This window comes from Paenibacillus sp. OK003, assembly GCF_900109515.1.
Classification (GTDB): Bacteria; Bacillota; Bacilli; order Paenibacillales; family Paenibacillaceae; genus Paenibacillus; species Paenibacillus marchantiae.
Genome location: NZ_FOBD01000010.1, coordinates 231,760 through 253,125 on the forward strand (window position 1 = coordinate 231,760; position 21,366 = coordinate 253,125).

General features: G+C 41.8%; 9 protein-coding genes. 8 read left to right on the forward strand and 1 reads right to left on the reverse strand.

Features of this window, described 5'->3' with window-relative positions; genetic code table 11:
- Positions 1 to 253: 253 nt before the first annotated feature.
- From BMW94_RS17870 to BMW94_RS17880, 3 genes are all read left to right on the forward strand, one after another.
- Positions 254 to 2,164: a beta-glucoside-specific PTS transporter subunit IIABC gene (locus tag BMW94_RS17870; protein ID WP_091000360.1), complete on the forward strand. Its 1,911-nt coding sequence runs from the start codon at positions 254 to 256 to the stop codon at positions 2,162 to 2,164.
- A 30-nt stretch (positions 2,165 to 2,194) separates the two neighbouring features.
- Complete coding sequence (locus BMW94_RS17875; protein ID WP_091000361.1) at positions 2,195 to 3,637, forward strand: 6-phospho-beta-glucosidase; 1,443 nt, start codon at positions 2,195 to 2,197, stop codon at positions 3,635 to 3,637.
- Positions 3,638 to 3,947: 310 nt separating this feature from the next.
- Positions 3,948 to 4,346 (forward strand): RidA family protein, encoded by a 399-nt coding sequence (locus BMW94_RS17880; protein WP_091000362.1) that lies wholly within the window; start codon positions 3,948 to 3,950, stop codon positions 4,344 to 4,346.
- A 122-nt stretch (positions 4,347 to 4,468) separates the two neighbouring features.
- Here the strand turns inward: BMW94_RS17880 and BMW94_RS17885 are convergent, their stop codons facing one another.
- Positions 4,469 to 5,629 (reverse strand): S8 family peptidase, encoded by a 1,161-nt coding sequence (locus BMW94_RS17885; protein WP_091000363.1) that lies wholly within the window; start codon positions 5,627 to 5,629, stop codon positions 4,469 to 4,471.
- Between the two features lie 218 nt (positions 5,630 to 5,847).
- On the opposite strand from BMW94_RS17885, the gene BMW94_RS17890 reads away from it, so the two are divergent.
- The 5 genes from BMW94_RS17890 (at position 5,848) to BMW94_RS17910 (ending at position 21,336) form a co-directional block, all read left to right on the forward strand.
- Positions 5,848 to 6,369, forward strand: a complete 522-nt coding sequence (locus BMW94_RS17890) for a GNAT family N-acetyltransferase (RefSeq protein WP_091000388.1) — start codon at positions 5,848 to 5,850, stop codon at positions 6,367 to 6,369.
- A 161-nt stretch (positions 6,370 to 6,530) separates the two neighbouring features.
- Positions 6,531 to 7,391, forward strand: coding sequence for a Cof-type HAD-IIB family hydrolase (locus tag BMW94_RS17895; RefSeq protein WP_091000364.1), 861 nt, complete (start codon positions 6,531 to 6,533; stop codon positions 7,389 to 7,391).
- Between the two features lie 32 nt (positions 7,392 to 7,423).
- A complete protein-coding gene (locus tag BMW94_RS17900; RefSeq protein WP_091000365.1) occupies positions 7,424 to 7,681 on the forward strand; it encodes a hypothetical protein in 258 nt (85 codons plus the stop codon).
- A gap of 250 nt (positions 7,682 to 7,931) precedes the next feature.
- Complete coding sequence (fabD, locus tag BMW94_RS17905; protein WP_091000366.1) at positions 7,932 to 9,134, forward strand: ACP S-malonyltransferase; 1,203 nt, start codon at positions 7,932 to 7,934, stop codon at positions 9,132 to 9,134.
- A 283-nt stretch (positions 9,135 to 9,417) separates the two neighbouring features.
- The gene (locus tag BMW94_RS17910; RefSeq protein ID WP_091000367.1) at positions 9,418 to 21,336 is read left to right on the forward strand and encodes a non-ribosomal peptide synthetase; all 11,919 of its coding nucleotides are present in this window, start codon (positions 9,418 to 9,420) and stop codon (positions 21,334 to 21,336) included.
- The last annotated feature ends 30 nt before the right edge of the window (positions 21,337 to 21,366 follow it).

Genomic DNA, 21,366 nt, shown 5'->3' on the forward strand with positions numbered 1-21,366 from the left:
AGGCAATTCCGAAACTTCCGACCACTTTGGTCCGTAAAGATGGGTTGCAACTTACTTTAAGATGAAGTTGTTAGTGTAACAACTGAATATCGCTGTGTACAGCCTTACAGGGTTGCAACCGTTAAGGGCAAAACCTGAATTGCTGAATAACATGACTTATTTCCGAATTTTCGGGAACGTTATGTATGTTCAGTAGTTCAGGTTTTCTTTGTTTCACAAGCATCGGGAGTCTACTTAGAGAGGGAGAATTACTATGAACTACGATCAACTGGCCAAAGACATCTTGTCTGGTGTAGGTGGAGCTAAAAACGTAAACAGTGTATTCCATTGTGTAACCAGATTGCGTTTTAAACTCAAAGATGAAAGCGTTGCTAAAACGGAAGAACTTAAAAATCTGCCGGGTGTCATTACCGTTATGCAGAGTGGTGGACAGTATCAGGTCGTAATCGGCAATGAAGTGCCGGATGTATATAAAGCAGTCGTTAAGGCGGGGAATTTCCCAAGCGAAGGTCAGTTTGAGGAGGAAGCGGACAACTCAGGCAAAAAAGTTGGATTGTTCAGTCGGTTTATCGACATGATCTCTGGTGTCTTCACTCCGCTGCTCGGTCTGCTCGCAGCAACAGGGATGATCAAAGGTTTTACAGCCATGTTTTTATCCTTCGGATGGATAGCAGACACATCAGGTACGTACCATCTACTGAATGCAACGGGCGATTGTCTGTTCTACTTCTTCCCGGTATTCCTGGGTTATACGGCCATCAAAAAATTTGGCGGCTCACCGTTCCTCGGTATGGCGATCGGAGCTACACTCGTATATCCTACGCTGTCCGGTTTGACTGCGGGTGATCCACTGTATACGTTGTTCGCAGGTACATTATTTGAATCACCAATTCACATTACGTTCTTGGGTATTCCTGTAATCCTGATGAATTACTCATCATCAGTTATTCCGATCATTATCGCTACATTCTTTGCAGTGAAAATAGAGAAATTCTTCAAGAATGTTATTCCTAAAGTGGTTAGTACGTTCCTGGTTCCATTCTTCACACTGCTGGTTATCGTTCCTGCAACATTCCTTGTGATTGGTCCAATATCCACATGGGCAGGTCAATTGATTGGTGCAGGAGCAACAGGCATCTATGAATTAAGCCCACTCGTTACAGGTTTGGTTATTGGCGGTTTGTGGCAAGTGTTTGTATTGTTTGGTCTTCACTGGGGACTCGTACCAGTCATGCTTCTTAACCTAAGTACGTCCGGTTCTGACCCAGTGGTTGCGATGTCTTTCGCCGCTTCCTTTGCCCAAATTGGTGCAGTACTCGCCGTTATGTTGAAAACCAAGAATGCCAAATTGAAATCATTAAGTATTCCAGCCTTCATCTCGGGGATCTTCGGTGTAACTGAGCCAGCCATCTACGGTGTGACACTTCCACTGAAAAAACCATTTATCATGAGCTGTATCGCAGGTGGTATTGGAGGCGGAATTCTAGGATTATTCGGATCGAAAATGTACATGTTTGGTGGACTTGGCGTATTCGGCTATCCGACCTTCATCAACTCAAAAACAGGCGTTGATTCCGGGTTCTACATGGCTCTTGTAGCTACAGCGGTTGCGTTCATTCTTGGTTTTGTTCTTACGTATGTTGTTGGTTTCAAAGACAAAGCAGACGCGGTTCCAGCGCCAACACCTGTACTTGATCCAAACCCGAACAACAGATTTGAAATTTTCAGCCCAATGGCTGGTGAAGTGGTTGAACTGAAAGAGATCAATGACGTTACCTTTGCAGGAGAGCATATGGGTAAAGGGATTGCCATTCGTCCAACCAGCGGCAGAGTTGTATCTCCAATCACGGGTGTTGTACAAACGGTATATCGCACCAAACACGCCATTGGACTTGTCACTGATGATGGTGTAGAGATGCTGATTCATATCGGACAGGATACCGTGCAATTGAAAGGTCAGCATTTCACAGCTCATGTAAAAGATGGCGACCGCGTTAATGTGGGCGATCTGATCATGGAATTTGATCTGCAAGCGATCAAGGATGCCGGATATGAGACGGTTACACCGATTATTATTACGAACACGTCCAATTATCTGGATGTAGTGGGCACAAAGGATGCATCTGTGAAAGAGAAAGACAAATTGCTTACAGTGCTCGGGTAATCGTTGATTATGGATAGGAGGCAGACGTGCATGTATGAAAAATTAACAGCCTTCCCGGAGAATTTTCTCTGGGGAGGAGCAACGGCAGCGAACCAGCTTGAGGGAGCCTATCTTGAAGGTGGCAAAGGGTTAACTACGGTTGACCTGATCCCCACAGGGGCTAATCGCTTCCCTATTGCTTTGGGAAATGTCGATTCATATGAGCCCAAAGATGGAGAGTTTTATCCTTCGCATGAAGCGATTGATTTCTATCATCGATACAAAGAAGATATCGCACTATTTGCGGAAATGGGATTCAAATGCTTCAGGCTATCTGTAGCCTGGGCACGGATTTTCCCTAATGGCGATGACGCTGAGCCGAACGAGGCGGGATTGCAGTTTTACGATGATGTATTCGATGAGTTGTTGAAATACAATATTGAGCCTGTGGTCACAATCTGTCACTTTGATGTGCCTGTGCATCTGGTCGAAACGTACGGTGGGTGGAAGAACCGTAAGATGATTGGTTTCTTTGAGACTTATGCAAAGACATTGTTCAATCGGTACAAGGATAAGGTCAAATACTGGATGACGTTTAATGAAATCAATATGCTGCTGCATCTTCCGTACATTGGAGCGGGTATTGTTCTTCAGGAAGGTGAGAACAAGGAGCAGGTTCTCTATCAGGCAGCGCATCATGAATTGGTTGCTAGTGCTCTGGCTGTGAAAGCCTGTCACGAGATCATTCCAGGTGCACAGATTGGTTGCATGTTAGCAGCAGGCATGGTCTATCCGTACTCTTCGAATCCAGACGATGTATGGAAAGCCATGGAGCAGGATCGGGAGTCGTTTTTCTTTATCGATGTTCAGTCTAAAGGAGCTTATCCTGGGTATACGAAGCGTTTCTTCAGGGAGCACGAGATCGTCATTGATATGCAGCCGGAAGATGCAGATATTCTCAGGCAGAATACAGTTGACTATATTGGATTCAGTTATTACGCCAGCCGCTGTACAAGTACTGATCCGGAGATTTTGAAGGATTCGACCGAAGGCAATGTGTTTGGTTCAGTGAAGAACCCGTATCTTCAGGCTTCCGAATGGGGCTGGACGATTGATCCGAAAGGTCTTCGAATTACCTGTAACCAGCTGTATGACCGCTATGGCAAACCATTGTTTATTGTGGAAAATGGACTTGGCGCAACGGATGTGTTGCTGGACAGTGACACCGTTGAAGACGATTACCTCATTGATTATCTGAATCGTCATTTTGCCGAGATGGCTGAAGCTATACAGGACGGGGTTGAGCTTCTGGGTTACACGAGCTGGGGACCGATTGATCTGGTCAGCGCGGGTACCGGGGAGATGAAAAAGCGATACGGTTACATTTATGTAGACCGGAACAACGATGGAAGCGGCACACTTCGCAGAGTGAAAAAGAAAAGTTTCCATTGGTACAAAGAGGTTATTGCCAATAATGGAGCGCAATATTTTTAACTCCAGGTGTAGTCCCTTACGTATATACAAAGAGCAGTCTCGTTGACACGGGATTGCTCTTTGCTTATGAGGGATGAATTTGATTCATGATTTGTTTCATATATAATGAAGAGATCAAGAGAATCTTGTCACTTAAGAAGGGAGGAGCATCCAATCATGAAGAAAAAATCACTTGCATTTATATCTCCGGGATATGGATACTCCACTGCTGTCTTTTTCTAGAATCTATTCCAAGGGTGAAGTGTGCCCAAATGAGGAAGAAAACTAGGGAATATCGCAGAAAAATCTTAAGAATGACGAGGTAATCAACATGAAAACTGACAAAATTACTAGAAAAAATCCAGCTAATATGCCAGCTCCTGTAGGACAGTACACGCATATTACAAGAATTCCGAGGAATGCAGAGTGGTTCGTGACGTCGGGTCAAATTGGGGCAGATCATAGCGGACACTTTCCAGACAGTCTGAATGAGCAAGTCACGAATACATTCATTAATATTAAAACAGTACTCGAATCTCAGCATTTAGATGCCGAACATATTATCAAAGTTAACATATGGGCAACGGAGAAAATCGATTGGGATTTCTTATACGCTGAGTGGGGACAATTATTCAGTCAGGATTATCCTGCGATGACAATTGGATACATTACGGAGTTAGGTTTACCCGAAATTAAAATTGAAATCGAAATTTGGGCAGCAAAAGTGTAGAGCCAAATAAACTTATTTAAACCATGGAGCTTCGATAGAAGCACCATGGTTTTTTTGGTTTCTTTATTCGTGAGAAATGGAAATGGCGATGATCCATGCCATTATGGATGAGTGTAATTGTGTTATGGCACTTGCAGACTCTGATGGGCATTCAGTCGCCCATACGTCCAGTAGACACCAGAGCCGGATACGGGATCAGATGCGAAGCATAGGGCATCGCGAATCTGTTCATTGGTTTTCCCTTGGTTAGCTAGTAATGCAGCCACTCCCGCTACATGGGGAGCCGCCATGGATGTTCCGCTTAGATAGGCATAGGAGCCCCGCAGGTATGTGGACAGAATGGCATCACCCGGTGCAGCCATATCTACCCACGGTCCATAGTTCGAGAAATTCGATTTGAGGTCGGAAGGATTGGTTGAAGCTACCGCAATGACGTTGGGATAAGATGCAGGTACAATCGGATATGAAGTATTATCATTACCTGCAGCTGCGATGATGACTGCGCCCCGATCCCATGCATATTGCACGGCAGCCTGAAGAAAAGCTTCTCCCATTGGTCCACCTAGACTCAGGTTAACGACTTGAATACCGTTGTTGGCCGCGTAAACAAGTCCATTTCCGACGTTGCCCGTTGTACCTTGTCCGTTGTTGTCCAGTACACGTAGCGGTACGATTGATGCAAGCGGTGCAGCGCCGGCAATGCCGGCTCCGTTGTTGGTAATGGATGCCGCAATTCCAGCTACATGGGTACCGTGTCCGTTACCGTCTTCGGGAATATTATCATAATCAACGTAATCATATCCGGGAAGGAGCTTGCCAGCGAGCTCTGGGTGGTTTAACTGCACGCCAGTGTCAATGATTGCGATTTTCACCGAGCTGTTACTCTGGGAAATATCCCAGGCAGCAGGCGCATTGATTTTTTGCAGGTTATATTGGTAAGGGAAAAAAGGGTCATTTGGTGTAAACGATGCTTGAAGGTAGTAGTTCGGTTCAGCGTGTTCGATGATTGCATGGTCCTTGTAGTGCTTTAACATACGGTGCATTTTTTTTCTTGATTCCATGCGATACCAGCCGAGATCTTCGTACGTTTCGGCTACGCTGCATTTTGCTTTTTTATGCAGAGTGTACATCTCGTCGGCTGTCGTACCCTCCTTGAACTTGATTAACAGCTGCTTGGGTGCATGGGGATAAAACTTTTTGGCTGCAAGTTTATCTTCCACATAACGATAGACGAACCCCAATGCCAACAGGACTGTGGCAGAGATTCCTAGCCATAACCACATATGTTCTTCCCCCTCGAATTTGATTGATGACACGCCTTATCGTATGCAATCTCTATCAAATCGCGCGGGCTTTCTTTTATTTTGGTTAGTCGTTTAGATAGATTGATAGGAAGAGTTTATTTCGGTAGAATTGTAAACAGAGAGCGAACTTGGTTTAGCTGGGTTCGTATACGGAGCTGAGAACGGGCTCGAATCTAAGGATAAGGAAAGTGGATTTTGTGACACAACTTCAGGCCACACCAAGAGTGATAGCTATTCAGGAGCACCAAATGAATGATGCAATTGATTTTGCCATGCGTGTCCGCAAAGAAGTATTTCCAATGCTGAATCATGAGGAATTACCTGTAGACCTGGAGCAATTCAGAGAACATTATCTGGATTCAGCCGATGCTGTCTTTCTGGTTGCGGTCACGGAAGACAATCAGATTGTGGGTTCCATTGGCATTTTGCAATACGATGGGCGTATCGAGGCTGTGAATGGACGATATCCTGAGCAGTCTGCAGCCGAAATTGTGAAATGTTATGTGGATTCCAAATATCGCAGATACGGCATCGGTTCACTCCTCGTGAGAGAGCTGGAGAACGTGGTGGCAGAACTGCACTATACAACGTTGTATTTGCATACACATCGCTTTTTGCCTGGAGCCGTGGATTTCTGGAAACGTCAGGGATATGTGGTTGTAGTGGAGCAGGACGATGATTGGCAGACGGTGCATATGGACAAGTTGTTAAATAAGTGATCAGTAGAATTATTGGGTTAAGGATGGTGAATACGGCTATCATGTAGATGTTTTTTGGTGCTACTGCACAATGAGACTGGGAAGTTATAAAGGAATGGAATAGCTGAATTACAATTGGTTTGAACTAACATAAGCAAGCTACACGATGGGGGCAAAAGCAGATGAGTAAAACGAATCGAAAGATTGTTTTTATAGATATTGATGGCACATTGGTAGATGATGACGGCAACATTCCGGTTTCCGCACAACAGGCATGCAAACAGGCACGTGAAAATGGACATCTGCTTTATTTATGTACAGGACGATCGAAGGCGGAAATCTACGAATCTATATGGGACGTAGGATTTGACGGTCTGATCGGTGCCGGTGGTGGATATGTTGAATTCGGTGAGGACGTGTTATATCACAAAAGGGTAACGGGAGAAGATGTACGGCATATGGTCGATTTCTTCAATGAACACCAGATCGACTTCTATCTGGAGTCCAATTCGGCCTTGTACGCCAGCGCCAATCTTCAACCTCATCTGGAACGCCGTATCTATGGTGATGTGGAGAATGATCCCAATGCCAGAGCAAAAAAAGAACAAAAGCCACATCCGTTTATTGCCGGTTTGACGTATGGTGAAGCCAATTTATACAAGGACGACGTGAACAAAGTTTGTTTTCTGGAAAGCTCTACGATTCCATTCGATCGTATCAAGCAGGAGTTCGAAGGCAAATTTGAAGTCATTCAATGCACCGTGCCTATCTTTGGTGAAGGCAGTGGTGAACTGATGATCCCGGGCATTCATAAAGCCATCGCTATTGCAGATTTATTGGAGCATCTGGGTATGTCACGTGAAGATACACTCGCCATCGGGGACGGCATGAATGATGCCGAGATGTTGGAGTATTGTGCTGTAGGGATTGCGATGGGAAATGCCAAGCCAGGTCTCAAAGCCATTGCAGATGATATAACTGGAACTATTGAAGAAGATGGTTTGTACCACAGTTTTGTGAAATATGGATTGATTGAGTCCTAATCAGTCTCAAACGAGTGGAAGAGGTGAAACCAATGTCGGAAGGAATAAAAGTTGAACTGGAAATTAGTGCATTCGGTCAGGAAACCGTACCATCGTACGATGATTCTTTTCGTAAACATGAGATCTTAAGAACTCGTATTTTACCTAAAGAAACAACATTAGCGCAACTGGAAGAGATGGTAAAAGAATTGATGGCAGAGATCAAAGAGGATTTTCAGCAGCCGGAACAGTTATTAGCCAAAGTAACCCTAAGAGCCAAAGAAACGGATGGGGTATTGAAATATTTATGATAATGAGGATCGTGGGCTTTGAATGATTAGATAAAAACGAAACAGGCATCTCCGCGTTGGAGGTGCCTGTTTGCATGAGTACTCAGACCACAGCCAGCCAAGACCCAGTTAAATCAAAGAATCCTTATGATTTTATTATTGCATAACTTACAATAGGGGTTTATTATAAATTTGAAAAGAAGGGATTTATTGTATTTAAAATCAGCTTGAAAACATGAAATGTAAAAGTTGAATAAATGGGGGATGCCGGATGAGTCATATAGCTTTGCTGTTTCCTGGACAAGGTTCTCAGGTGGTTGGGATGGGCAAGGAGTTTTGGAATGAATTTGACGTGGCTAAGCAACTGTTCGAAGAAGCCAGTGAAGCTATTTCTTGCAATCTAAAAAAGTTATGTTTTGAAGGAAGCATGAATGATTTGACACTGACTATGAATGCTCAGCCTGCCCTCCTAACCGTTAGTGTTATTGCTTTTCAAGTATATATGCAAGAAATAGGTGTGAAACCCATTTATATGGCAGGGCATAGTCTGGGAGAATATTCTGCTCTTGTATGCGCTGGTGTTCTACCTTTTCGTGATGCCATTAAACTTGTGAGACAAAGAGGCATTATTATGAACAACGCAGACCCACATCAGCAAGGTACCATGGTTGCCATGTCGCACATTAAATTAGAAGCGCTTCAAAAAATATGTGAAGAAATATCAACGAAAGAACGCCCTGCATGTGTGGCTTGTATGAACGCTGACCAGCAGTTTGTAATTTCGGGACATCGTCAAACTATACAAGAAATGATAAACAGGACAGAATCTTTAGGAACAAAACATTCCTATTTAAATGTCAGTGGTCCTTATCATTCTCCCATGATGAATATGGCAGGAAAACGATTCAAAGTAGAGTTGGATCAGACTAAATATAGTCAGGCTAAATACCCTGTTATATCTAATGTTACAGCAACACCCTATCATCCAGATCATTCCGTCGTTGATTACTTAAACATGCAAATGACTATGCCTGTAAGATGGTTAGAATCTATGCACTATTTGATTGAACAGGGAGTAACTGAAGTTATAGAATTGGGGTCTAAAAATGTATTAGTAAGCCTAATGAATAAAATAACGAAGCGTATTGTACCCTATTCCTTAAATCAGCCTTCTGATTTACTTATTCTTACGAATACACATGAACGAAAAAATAAGTTGTTAACTATTCGAAAAAATATGTTATCTAACCTGATGGTAACCGCACTCATTTCACGGAACTATAACCAAGATTCAATATCATATGCCAAAAGGGTTGAACCATTGTTTCTTAAATTGCAACGGCTAAAAGAACAAGTAGACAATAATGGATATGAACTTAGTGAAGAAGATTTAAATCATTCTATACAGCTGTGTCATTCAATTCTTTCAGCAAAACAGATTCCAAATGGAACCACGTTGATTGATGTAATCTAGTCCAATTTGGTTTTCTTAAAAACTTATAAAACACTCCAGGTTGTCACTTTAAGATGGCAGCCTGTTTGTTGTTTAAACGGATTGGTTTACGTAAGGAATGTATTGGACATTCAGATATTTCGTCAAATATATGTAAAAAATTTAATAAACAATTGCTAATCATCACCATTTATTTACAAAATAATGATTGAAATTACATAAATTTCTATGGTAAAATTTTCTTGAAAATAGATGTGACTAAATAAGGCAGGCATGATTGAGATGAAAGATTTGGAGGAGAGGTATGTATACTAATCAATTTAAAACGTTAGTAGATGTTATACATGACAGAAGTAAAATAGGCGACCGTGGTATTCGTTTTATTGATGCTGATAAAATAGAAACTTATATTTCATACAGTCAATTATTTAATGAAGCGCAAGGGTATTTGGGGTATTTACAGGAAATCGGAATTAAGCCAAAGCAAGAGATTATTTTTCAGATCCAAGAAAACAAAAGGTTTTTAGTCGCATTCTGGGCTTGTTTACTAGGTGGAATGATCCCTGTACCTGTGAGTATTGGTGAAGATAAAGAACAAAACTTGAAAGTATGCCGTATTTGGGAGTTGCTGAATAACCCCTTCATGATTGCATCTGAAAAGGTGCTGGATAAAATGAAAAAATTCGCTTTAGAACATGAATTACTGGATTTTCATCGTCAACTAGAGACGAGAGCGGAAATGATACAAGACAAAATATATGATTATAAATCGGTAAAATATGATGAGCCTAAACCGGATGACTTGGCATTTATTCAATTTTCTTCTGGATCAACAGGTGACCCCAAAGGTGTTATGCTCACACACCGAAACTTAATTTATAATACTTGTGGTGCTATCAATGGTACAAAAGTCAGTCCAAACGATAGTTTCCTCTCCTGGATGCCACTTACCCATGATATGGGTTTAATTGGATTTCACCTTATACCCCTCGTGGCAGGTATTCATCAGTACTTGATTCCAACCGAATTATTTATTCGAAAACCGGTTCTATGGATGAAAAAAGTAAATGAACACAGAGCAACCGTACTATCCTCTCCTAACTTTGGTTATAAGTACTTCTTGAATTTTTTTCGCGAAGACAAAGCTGAGGGATGGGATCTGTCATGTGTCAGAGTCATCTATAATGGTGCCGAACCTATATTACCCGAAGTGTGTGATGAGTTCTTAAATGTATTGTCTGCATATCACTTAAAGAAAACAGTCATGTTTACCGTATATGGATTAGCCGAGGCCTCTGTTGCCGTTTCCTTTCCCAAGGTAGAAGAAGAATTTACTGCGGTATACGTTCACCGGGATCATCTGAACTTAGGGGAGCATGTCATCGAAGTAGAGAAGCATGCTAAACATGTAGCATCATTTGTTGCAGTTGGTAAAGCCGTTGATTATTGCAATATTAGAATCTGCGATGAGGAAATGAACAATGTTCCTGATTTTGTTATTGGTAAAATTCAAATCAAGGGAGATAACGTTACCCAAGGTTACTACAATAATTCATTAGCAACGGAGAAGTTGTTAACCTACGACGGATGGGTGAATACAGGAGATCTAGGTTTCATCATGAGCGGCACACTTGTTGTAACAGGACGGGAGAAAGACATTATTTTTATCAATGGTAAAAATGTATATCCCCATGACATTGAACGGGTAGCCATACAATTAGATGATATTGAGCTCGGAAGAATTGCTGCTTGTGGTGTGTATGATTCGAATAGTGAAAGCGAAGAAATAATTGTATTTATCGTTTACAAAAAAAAGATAGAACACTTTCTACCTCTTGTTAAAGAAATTAAAAAACACCTGTATATCCATGGAGGATGGAGTGTCAAAGAAGTACTCCCCATTAAAAAATTACCCAAAACAACGAGTGGGAAAATACAGCGATATCGACTAGCCAAGCAGTATGAAGCGGGTGAATTCTCCGCAGAGTCCGCGTTCATCCATGAATCGATCATGAATGACAATGACAAGCCGAAAGAAAAGGCTTCGGTTTCTGTTCGAGTGATGGAACGCGAATTAATTTCACTGTTTTCTGAAGTGCTGGAAGGGAAGAAGATTGGACTTGAGGATAGCTATTTTGATATGGGTGCAACTTCATTACAACTGGCTCAAATCGCTGAACGTATAGAACAAAAATATGGAGAAGAGCTTGCTATTACGGATCTCTTTACATACCCCTCTATAACTGAATTAGCAGGATATCTTGCTGGAAGTTACAGCGAAACCGTGCAGGTCAACAAAACTCGGGAGGATCATGCATCATCAAAAGATATAGCTATTATCGGTATGTCTTTGAATGCCCCCGGAGCTGCGAATACGAGTGAGTTTTGGAGAGTCTTGGAAAATGGGATCCATAGCATTCATGATTATCCTGAGAGTCGGGCAGCAGACGCAGCGGATTATTTACAATCCATTCGAAGTGAAATGAATGAAAGTCAATTTATTAAGGGTGGTTATTTAGACCAAATTGATCAATTCGATTATTCCTTCTTTGGTCTAACACCCAAGACAGCACAATTCATGGACCCGAATCAAAGGATGTTCCTGCAAACCGCTTGGCATACGATTGAAGACGCAGGATATGCAGGCGAACAGATCAATGGGAGAAATGTGGGCGTGTACGTGGGGTATTCCAAAGTTGGATATGACTATGAGCGGCTTGTGACGGCTAGTTACCCTGCAGAACTGAAAAATTATATCATTGGAAATTTACCCTCTGTACTGGCAAGTAGAATTGCTTATTTTCTCAACCTTAAAGGTCCAGCGCTAACGATTGATACGGCTTGTTCATCTTCTCTGGTTGCTGTTCACATGGCCTGTAAGGGATTACTCGCTGGAGATTGTGAAATGGCGATAGCAGGAGGCATTCGAACAGCATTATTACCGATAAGTATCGGACTGGATATGGAATCTCCAGATGGCTTGACGAGAACGTTTAGCGAAGATGCCGACGGCACGGGATTTGGTGAAGGTGTTGGAGCTGTAATGTTGAAGCCATTGCAGCAAGCCGTTAACGATGGGGATTATATCTATGGTGTGATTAAAGGAAGTGCAATTAATCAGGATGGCAGGACGGTGGGAATCACTGCACCTAATCCAGAGTCGCAGACGAATGTGATCGAACAGGCATGGAAAGAAGCTGGCATTACTCCTGATACGCTTAACTTTATTGAAGCACATGGAACAGGGACAAAATTGGGTGATCCCGTTGAGTTTAACGCTTTGCGTAAAGCTTTTGAAAAATATACGGATCAGAAACAATTTTGTGCGATTGGATCTGTCAAAGCAAACATTGGACATAGCTTTGAAGCGGCGGGCATAGCTGGATTAATAAAATCACTTCTCATGTTTCAAAATAAAAAAATTCCACCATTGGTTCACTTTGATAAGCCTAATCCAATGGTTAAATTTGAAGCTTCACCTTTTTATGTGAATCAGGAATTGATGGCTTTTGGTGAAGAAGAAAAGCCTTTACGCTGCGGGGTTAGTTCTTTTGGCTTCAGTGGTACAAATGCGCATGTGGTACTCGAAGAATATGTTCCATTCAAAACAGTTCACAAAACTACGGATCAAGAGCCTAATCTATTTGTGCTGTCTGCTGCGAATGAACGGGCGCTGAATGATTTGGTTAAAGCTTATCTTCTATATATAACAGAGTACACTGACGTTTCCATTCAACAAATCTGTTATACAGCCGGTACGGGAAGGGCTAATCTGGATTATCGGCTCGCTATCGTTGTAACCAGTACGCAAGAACTACATGAACAATTGAAACAAATGGCAAGAGGAGAGGGCAAGCTGCCGAATGTTTATTTTGGCTATTCAAAAAAAGACAAGACGCTTATTTCCGATCATCTATACGTTCGGGGAAAGGTAGAAGCTTTAACTGAACTGGGTCAGTTATTTACACAGGGTGCAGTGATTGATTGGGAGAAATTGTATGATCATGAAGTCATTCCGAAAATTCCATTACCTTTATACCCATTTGAACAGAAGCGGTGTTGGATTGATGTCAAACATCCGGTACCAGTGGAATACATGTCAGAGAGGAAAGAGGTTCAAATGGATATGAATACAAACGATGTTGAATTAAAGATTAAGACAAGCATCAGTCGTGCCTCTGGATTGAAGTTGGAAGAGTTAGATGATCATGCTCATTTTCTCCAGATGGGACTGGATTCCATCATTCTTGTGCAAATCCAAAAAGAAATATCAGAGCTGTTCCGTTTGCATATTCCGATGGAAATGTTTTTTGAAACCCTTACGAATATAAAGTCTTTAGTTAAATATGTGTCAGAGAATATAAAGCAACATGATGTATCTGTATCTGAGAATATAAAAAATAAAACGGATCAAGAGCAGGCTGAAAAGCGAAATCTTGCATCTGTGAACCATACGAACATGGCAAAATCTTCAGGGAATGTTTCAGAGCAAGTGGTGATGTCTGCTATTCAGCTGATGGAATCACAATTAAAAAGTCTGAATATCCTGTTAGGCGACCAGATGAGTACAGTCCAATCGCCTCATTTGGAAATAAAACATAATGAAATCAAAGAAACTAATGAAACCAATGAAACTAATGAAACCAAAGAGATCAGGCTAAATGCGGACACAAAGGAAGCTAAACCCTTTATACCGTATCAATCGTTGAAAATTCATGAAGAGAGTGGATTTTCACAGCTTCAGAACCAGTATATTGAACAATTTATAACAAAGTACACTGCAAAAACCAAAGGCTCCAAGTTAAAAACAGGCCAAACTCGTCTAGTCCATGCGAATAATCGCAATGTATCTGGATTTCGTTCGTATTGGAAGGAAATGGTGTATCCCATTATTTCAACGCGTGCTGAGGGCTCTAAAATATGGGATTTGGATGGAAACGAGTATTTGGATCTGACGATGGGATTTGGTGTGAATCTATTTGGCCATAATCCATCGTTTATCCAACATGTAATGGCAGCCAGCATTCAGGAACAGATGCCTCCATTGGGTCCTATGTCAGACTTGGCAGGAGATGTCGCAGCCAAAATTTCTGAGTTGACGGGTGTAGAGCGTGTCGCATTTTATAATTCAGGAACAGAGGCTGTCATGGTTTCGTTACGTTTAGCGAGGGCTGCAACGGGGCGTTCAAAAGTGGTGTTGTTTTCTGGGTCATATCACGGTACACACGACGGAGTGTTGGGTGTGGCGAATCCTGGGGATGCTTTTTCTTCTGCACTTCCTATGGCTCCTGGTATTGTAAAAAGCGCCATGGATGATCTGATTATTCTTAATTATAACCATCCGCAATCTCTGGATATGATTCGAAGCCTTGGTGATGAATTGGCTGCTGTGCTTGTAGAGCCGGTCCAAAGTCGAAGACCTGATGTGCAACCAAAGCCATTTTTGCAGGAACTTAGAGAGATTACCAAACGATCTGGCACTGCACTTATTTTCGATGAAGTCATCACTGGATTTAGAATTGGATTGGGTGGTGCGCAGGATTGGTTTGGAGTTCAAGCAGATTTGGTGACGTATGGGAAAGTGGTCGGTGGCGGTCTGCCTATTGGCATTGTTGCAGGTAAGGCCGAATATATGAATGCAGTAGATGGAGGAACCTGGAATTTTGGGGATAATTCTTACCCTTCCGATGCAGATAAGAAAACGTTTGTCGGAGGAACCTTCTGTACACACCCTCTTACGATGAGAGTGACGTTAACGGTACTAGAGTATCTTCAATCCGAAGCAGGAACTTTATATAAGGACTTAAATGATAAAACAGATTATCTTGTAAATGAACTAAATTCTTTTTTCAAAACATCCAATGTACCCATGCAAATGGTGAACTATGGGTCTTTATTTAGATTTATTTCATTTGGCGATTTGGAATTATTCTTCTACCATTTAATTTATAAAGGTTTATATATTTGGGAAGGTCGTAACTGTTTTATATCCACCGCGCATTCCATGGATGACATGGATACGATTATTAAGCTCGTGAAAGAGACAATTTACGAACTCCGCGAGTTGGGATTTATCCCTGGTGACTCGCCTGTTGCGGAATATCCACTCTCTTTAGAGCAAAAGCATATTTTATTAACATCACTGCATGGGAAAGATGCGAATGCTGCATTAAATCAGAGTGTAATGTTGAAAATGACAGGCAACGTAGACCGCTCAAAGCTTGATGAAGCTGTGAATCGGATTATACAGCGTCATGATGCTTTGAGAACAGTGATTCATGCAGATGGTGAAACACAACAAATTCAGCCTGTAATGGAATTCCAGTGTACATGGCTGGATTTCTCATCGTATGTCGGAGAGAATCAAGAACAGGAAATTTCCGATTGGTTATCTAGTGATGCGAGTGAAGCGTTTGATCTACAGTCAGGGGAACCACTATTTAGAATCACTTTGCTTAAACAGGCAGCAAATCAGTCTCTTATGGTGCTGACATTTCATCATATTATTGCTGATGGATGGTCGATTGCCGTATTCATTCAAGAGCTGGAACATACTTATTCTGCTCTTGTCCGAGGGGTTGCGGTTCAATTGCCTGAAGCCACTCCGTTCCGTGAGTTTTTAACCTGGCAGCGACTTGAACACGAAAAAGGGTCATATACCCAAGGGGTTCAGTTCTGGAAAGAGCAATTTTCCTTATCATATCCCAACGTATCTCTTCCAACGGTGAAATCCGATGATGTTCAAAACGGATATTCAGGTGAAAGATATTCCATCAAGCTGGATCATCGATTAACCGAATCCTTGCGAACGTTAAGTATAAATAATAAGAGCAGCTTGTTTGTCACGATGTTTGCAGCGTTTCATTTGTATTTGCATCAACTAACAGGGCAGTCTCAGCTTGTGATTGGTGTACCTACGGCGGGGCAGTCTCATATGAGGAAAAATGCGTTGATTGGCAACTGTGTCAATATTGTACCTGTTCATCATACTGTTTTCACGGAGCAGGCCATTGTAGACCATATTACTCAGCTCAAGGAGACACTAGCTCTTGTCATGAAACATCAGCATATTCCATTGACCATCGTATCCGAGCAGTTTGCTCACATGACCGCACCGGATACCCAAGTTTTGTTTAATATGGACAGAACCATTCATCATCTTCAATTCGAACATATTGAGACTGAATTCATGTCGTATCCGATCAAACATATTTCATATGATTTATTCCTTAATATTACGGACATTAGCCATGAATTGTACCTGGATTTTGATTATAATACCGATCTCATTGGACCTAAGATGATGAAGTTGTGGTCCGAAGGATTTAAGAGTCTGCTGAAACATATGGCAAATCATCCTGAGTCTGAAATTTCGTCTTTGACGATATTTTCATCTGAACAACAAGATCAATTAAATAAAATGTACAATCGTTTTGTTGACGAGCGTGTTCTTAACGTTAATCATACAGCCGTGTTCGAGCATCCAGCCAATGACATGGAGAAAAAGCTGGCACTGATCTGGGAGGAAGTATTATCTGTGAAGCAAGTGGGGAGGCAGGATCACTTCTTTGATCTCGGAGGGAACTCGCTCAAGGCGACGATCATGCTTTCAAAGGTACATGAGCAGTTTCAACACAAAATTTCAATTGTTCAATTTTTCAATAATCAACATTTGAAGGAGCTTGCGAGCCTGATTACAGGCGAGAAAGAGGAAAGCTTCATTCCGATTCAGGCATTGGACGTAAAGGAGTTCTATGAGACAACCTCTGCACAACAACGAATCTATTTTTTGGATCAATTTGAGCCCAATAGCGTTTCTCAAAACATGTGTGGCCATATCACGGTCACAGGAAATATGGATGAAGCTCAATTACTATCATCATTGGAAAAGATCGTGCACCGTCACGAAGCATTCCGTACAAGTTTCCATCTAATCAAAGGTGAAATTTACCAAAAGATTGCTCCGACGATTGATTTTGAAGTGACAAGATCTCAACAGAGCCCTCATCAATTTGAACAACATGTAAGGACGTTTGCAAAACCATTCGATGTTTCAAAGGCTCCATTAATACGTGCCGAATTCATTCGTGTAAACGATGATCATGTAGAGATCCTCATCGAGATGCATCATATTATATCGGACGGCTATTCCGTTGGCATTCTTGCTAATGAACTTATTGATACGTATGACGGAAGAAGCATATCGGAAATTGAGGTTGAGTACAAAGACTTTGCCGCCTGGCAGAAAGAATTTCTGGTGGGTGAGACCTACAAACAGCAAGAAAAATATTGGTTGGATCAATTCAAAGGGGAGATACCGAACCTGAATCTGCCTGCTGATTTTGCTCGAACACCTCATTTGACTTCGGCAGGGTCAAGACTGTCGTTCGTTTTGGAACAAGATTTGAAGGAGTCGTTGGACAAGCTTGCTAAACAAACGGGAACCACGTTGTTTATGGTGTTATTGGCGGCGTATAATGTGCTGCTTCATCATTACTCGTCTCAAGAGGACATTATTGTAGGTACGCCAACATCAGGAAGAAACCATCCTGACGTCGAGCATATGATAGGTGTCTTTATTCAGACGGTAGCGATTCGATCACAGCCAGCAGGGAATAAGTCGTTTCGATCCTATCTCGAAGAAATTAAAAGACAATCCCTAGATGCATTGGATAACCAAGACTATCTTTTTGACAACCTTGTAGAGAAATTAAACACACATCGTGATACAACCGGGACAGCGCTGTTCAATACGATGTATATCTTTTTGAATACAGCGTTGAATCAAAGGCAAGAAAAGGATTGCAGATTTAAAGTTAGAGAATTAAATGTCGGTGTATCGTTGTATGATCTGATGTTCATCGTGGAAGATGATAACGAGTGGCTGGAAATGCACTTCAATTACAAGACAGAATTGTTTGAACGGGACACGATCGACAGGATGAAAACACATCTGTTCAACATCCTCAGACACATTGTGATCGAACCGGATGTTGTCTTGTCACATATTCAAATACTGTCTGAACCTGAGCAGAACGTTCTTTTACACGAGTTTAACGACGCCAAAATAGACTATTCCCGGGATAAGACAATCCATGAATTATTTGAAGCACAGGCTGAACGGACACCTGATCAATTAGCCGTGAGTTGTGGAGATGAGCAATTGACGTATCGCCAACTGAATGAACGTGCCAATCAGTTGGCACGTACGCTAAGAGCTCAGGGCGTGAATGCGGATCAATCCGTAGGGATCATGACAGATCGTTCTATTGAGATGATCGTTGGTATTTTTGGGATTTTAAAAGCAGGTGGGTCGTATGTACCGATCGATCCGGATTCTCCTGGAGAGCGTATCAGGTATATCTTGCTTGATTCCGAAGCAACGTTGTTAGTCACGCAAAGGCATCTTAAACATATTGTATCTTTCAATGGCCTAACGATTGATTTGAACGATGAGAAAACCTATGCAGCTAATCTATTGAATCTGGAACCGGTAGGAGATTCCGAACAGTTGGCTTATATAATCTATACTTCGGGTACAACAGGCATGCCAAAAGGCGTGATGATCGAACACCGTCAGGTTCATCACTTGGTTAAAGCGTTGTATAGCCAGGTTATTGATGTTCAGCATAGAAGTTTACATGTCGCGTTACTTGCACCCTATTATTTCGATGCATCTGTCAAACAGATTTTTGGCGCCCTGTTATCAGGTCACGCTTTGTTTATGGTAGACAAGGAAACGATATTGGATGGACAAGATTTATTGAATTATTATCAGCACCATCAAATTGATGTGACAGACGGTACGCCTGCGCACCTTAAATTGCTTTTGAAGGCAAAAAATATTCAAGGGATATCTTTAAAATATATGCTGATCGGCGGGGAGGCTCTTGCTCGGCAAAGTGTAGCTGAATTAAAATCATTATTTTCCCTTCACCACATAACGCCACCAACCATAATAAATGTATATGGTCCAACAGAATGTTGCGTGGATGTTGCTACGTACAGTGTCATTCCAGAGCAACTTGATACCGAACATAGACGAGCTCACATACCAATTGGTCGAACATTAGGAAATAACCGACTGTATGTATTGAACAAACATGAAAAAGTTCAGCCTGTGGGCGTCGCGGGAGAATTATGTATTTCTGGTGATGGGGTAGGCAGAGGGTATGTGAATTTACCAGAGTTGACAGCGGAGAAATTCGTGCGAGATCCGTTTGTCCAGGGGGCGAAAATGTACAAAACCGGAGATTTGGTGAAATGGCTTCCAGATGGCAATATCGAGTATTTGGGGAGAATGGATCAACAGATCAAAATTCGTGGATATCGGATCGAAATAGGGGAAGTCGAAGCAGCACTTTTAAATATAGCGCGTGTAAAAGAGGTTATCGTCATTGCACAAGAGGATGATCACGGGGATAAATCGTTATGTGCATACTTTACAGCGGATGATACGCTGACCGTTAGAGAATTGAAACAAAACCTCTCTCATGTGTTGCCAAATTACATGGTTCCAGCCTACTTTATACAATTGCCTCACATGCCGCTGACATCGAACGGGAAAATCAATCGCAGATTACTTCCTATTCCAGAAGAAAACATACAAACGGGAAGTGAATATATAGAACCTCGAACAGCGTTGGAGAAACAGCTGCTGTCCATTTGGAAAGATGTGCTTGGCGTAAATAAAATCAGTGTAAAAGACAGCTTTTTTGATGTAGGAGGAAACTCTTTACGTGCGACAAAGCTGGCATCCAAAATCAATCAAAACCTGAGTGTCCGTATCTCGGTAAGAAATGTCTTCCAATGGCAGACGATTGAACAGATGGCACAGTTCATTGAACATATGGAGCAAGATGTTATCGTGTCCATTCCTCAAGCTGAGGAAAAAGAATATTATCCTATTTCTTCGGCGCAAATGAGAATGTACATTATGAGCATCAAAGCTGGCGAGGAACTCATTTACAACATGTCAGGCATGTTTATATTGGAGGGATCGCTTGATCGGATCAGATTGAAAGAAGCATTTCAACAATTAATTGATCGTCATGAATCTCTTCGGACCGCATTCAGAGTCACCCAAGGAGAACCCAGACAGATCCTATATCCTGAAGTGAATTTTGCAATGGAATTGATCAAGTCAACGGAAGAAGAGATCGAAGACCAAGTTCAACAGTTTGTTCGCGTATTTGATCTCGGTCAAGCGCCCCTTATGAGAGTGGGACTGATTGAACTTCAGCAGGAGCGTCATGTGTTGCTGGTAGACCTGCACCATATCATTGCAGACGGGCTATCCGTGCATATTCTGATGACTGAACTTAGCCAGTTATATCAGGGATACAAGCTGCCTCCCCTTCGTATTCAATACAAGGACTATGCTGAATGGCAGCAAATCCAACTTCAAAGTAACTGGATGAAACAACAGGAGAAGTATTGGCTGGGTGTCTTTAGTGAAAAGATCCCGCTGTTGGATATGCCAACAGACTATGAGAGACCTGACACCCTAAGCTATGAGGGAGATGTATTGGAAATTGATTTGGAGGAAGATATCCTTGCAGACTTGAGAAAAGTGGAGGCTCTGACAGGAACAACGCTATACATGATTCTGTTGGCCGCCTATACCATTCTATTGTCTAAATACAGTGGACAAGAAGATATCATCGTGGGAACGCCGATTGCAGGAAGAACGCATGCTGAACTGGAGCCGGTTATGGGGATGTTTGTAAATACACTTGCTGTTCGAAATTATCCTGTGAATGAAAAAACATTCACGGAGTACCTGCTGGAAGTCAAAAAAAATATGTTGAATGCTTATGAAAATCAAGATTATCCGTTTGAGGAACTGATCGAGAGAGTCAATATAACCAAAGATGCCCGGAGGAATCCATTGTTTGACACCATGTTTGTGTTGCAAAATACAGATGCCTCTGAGATTCAAATGGATGGTGTGACATGTAAGCCTTATATTCCAAATAACAACGTATCCAAGTTCGATTTAACGCTGTATGTCACCGAATTGGAACACAAATTAGAAGCCGCTTTTGAATACAGCACAATTTTATTTGAAAAAACAACGATTGAAGCGATGTCCCAAAATTTATTGGCCATATTAACAACCATTGCCCAAAACCCTCATATCCAAATCAACAACATCAAATTAGTTGAAGAATTAATAAATGGGGATACGCTGGCTAATCTAATTGAAGTGGATTTCTTCTAAATCAACCTAAAAATAAAAATGTGATCGGGG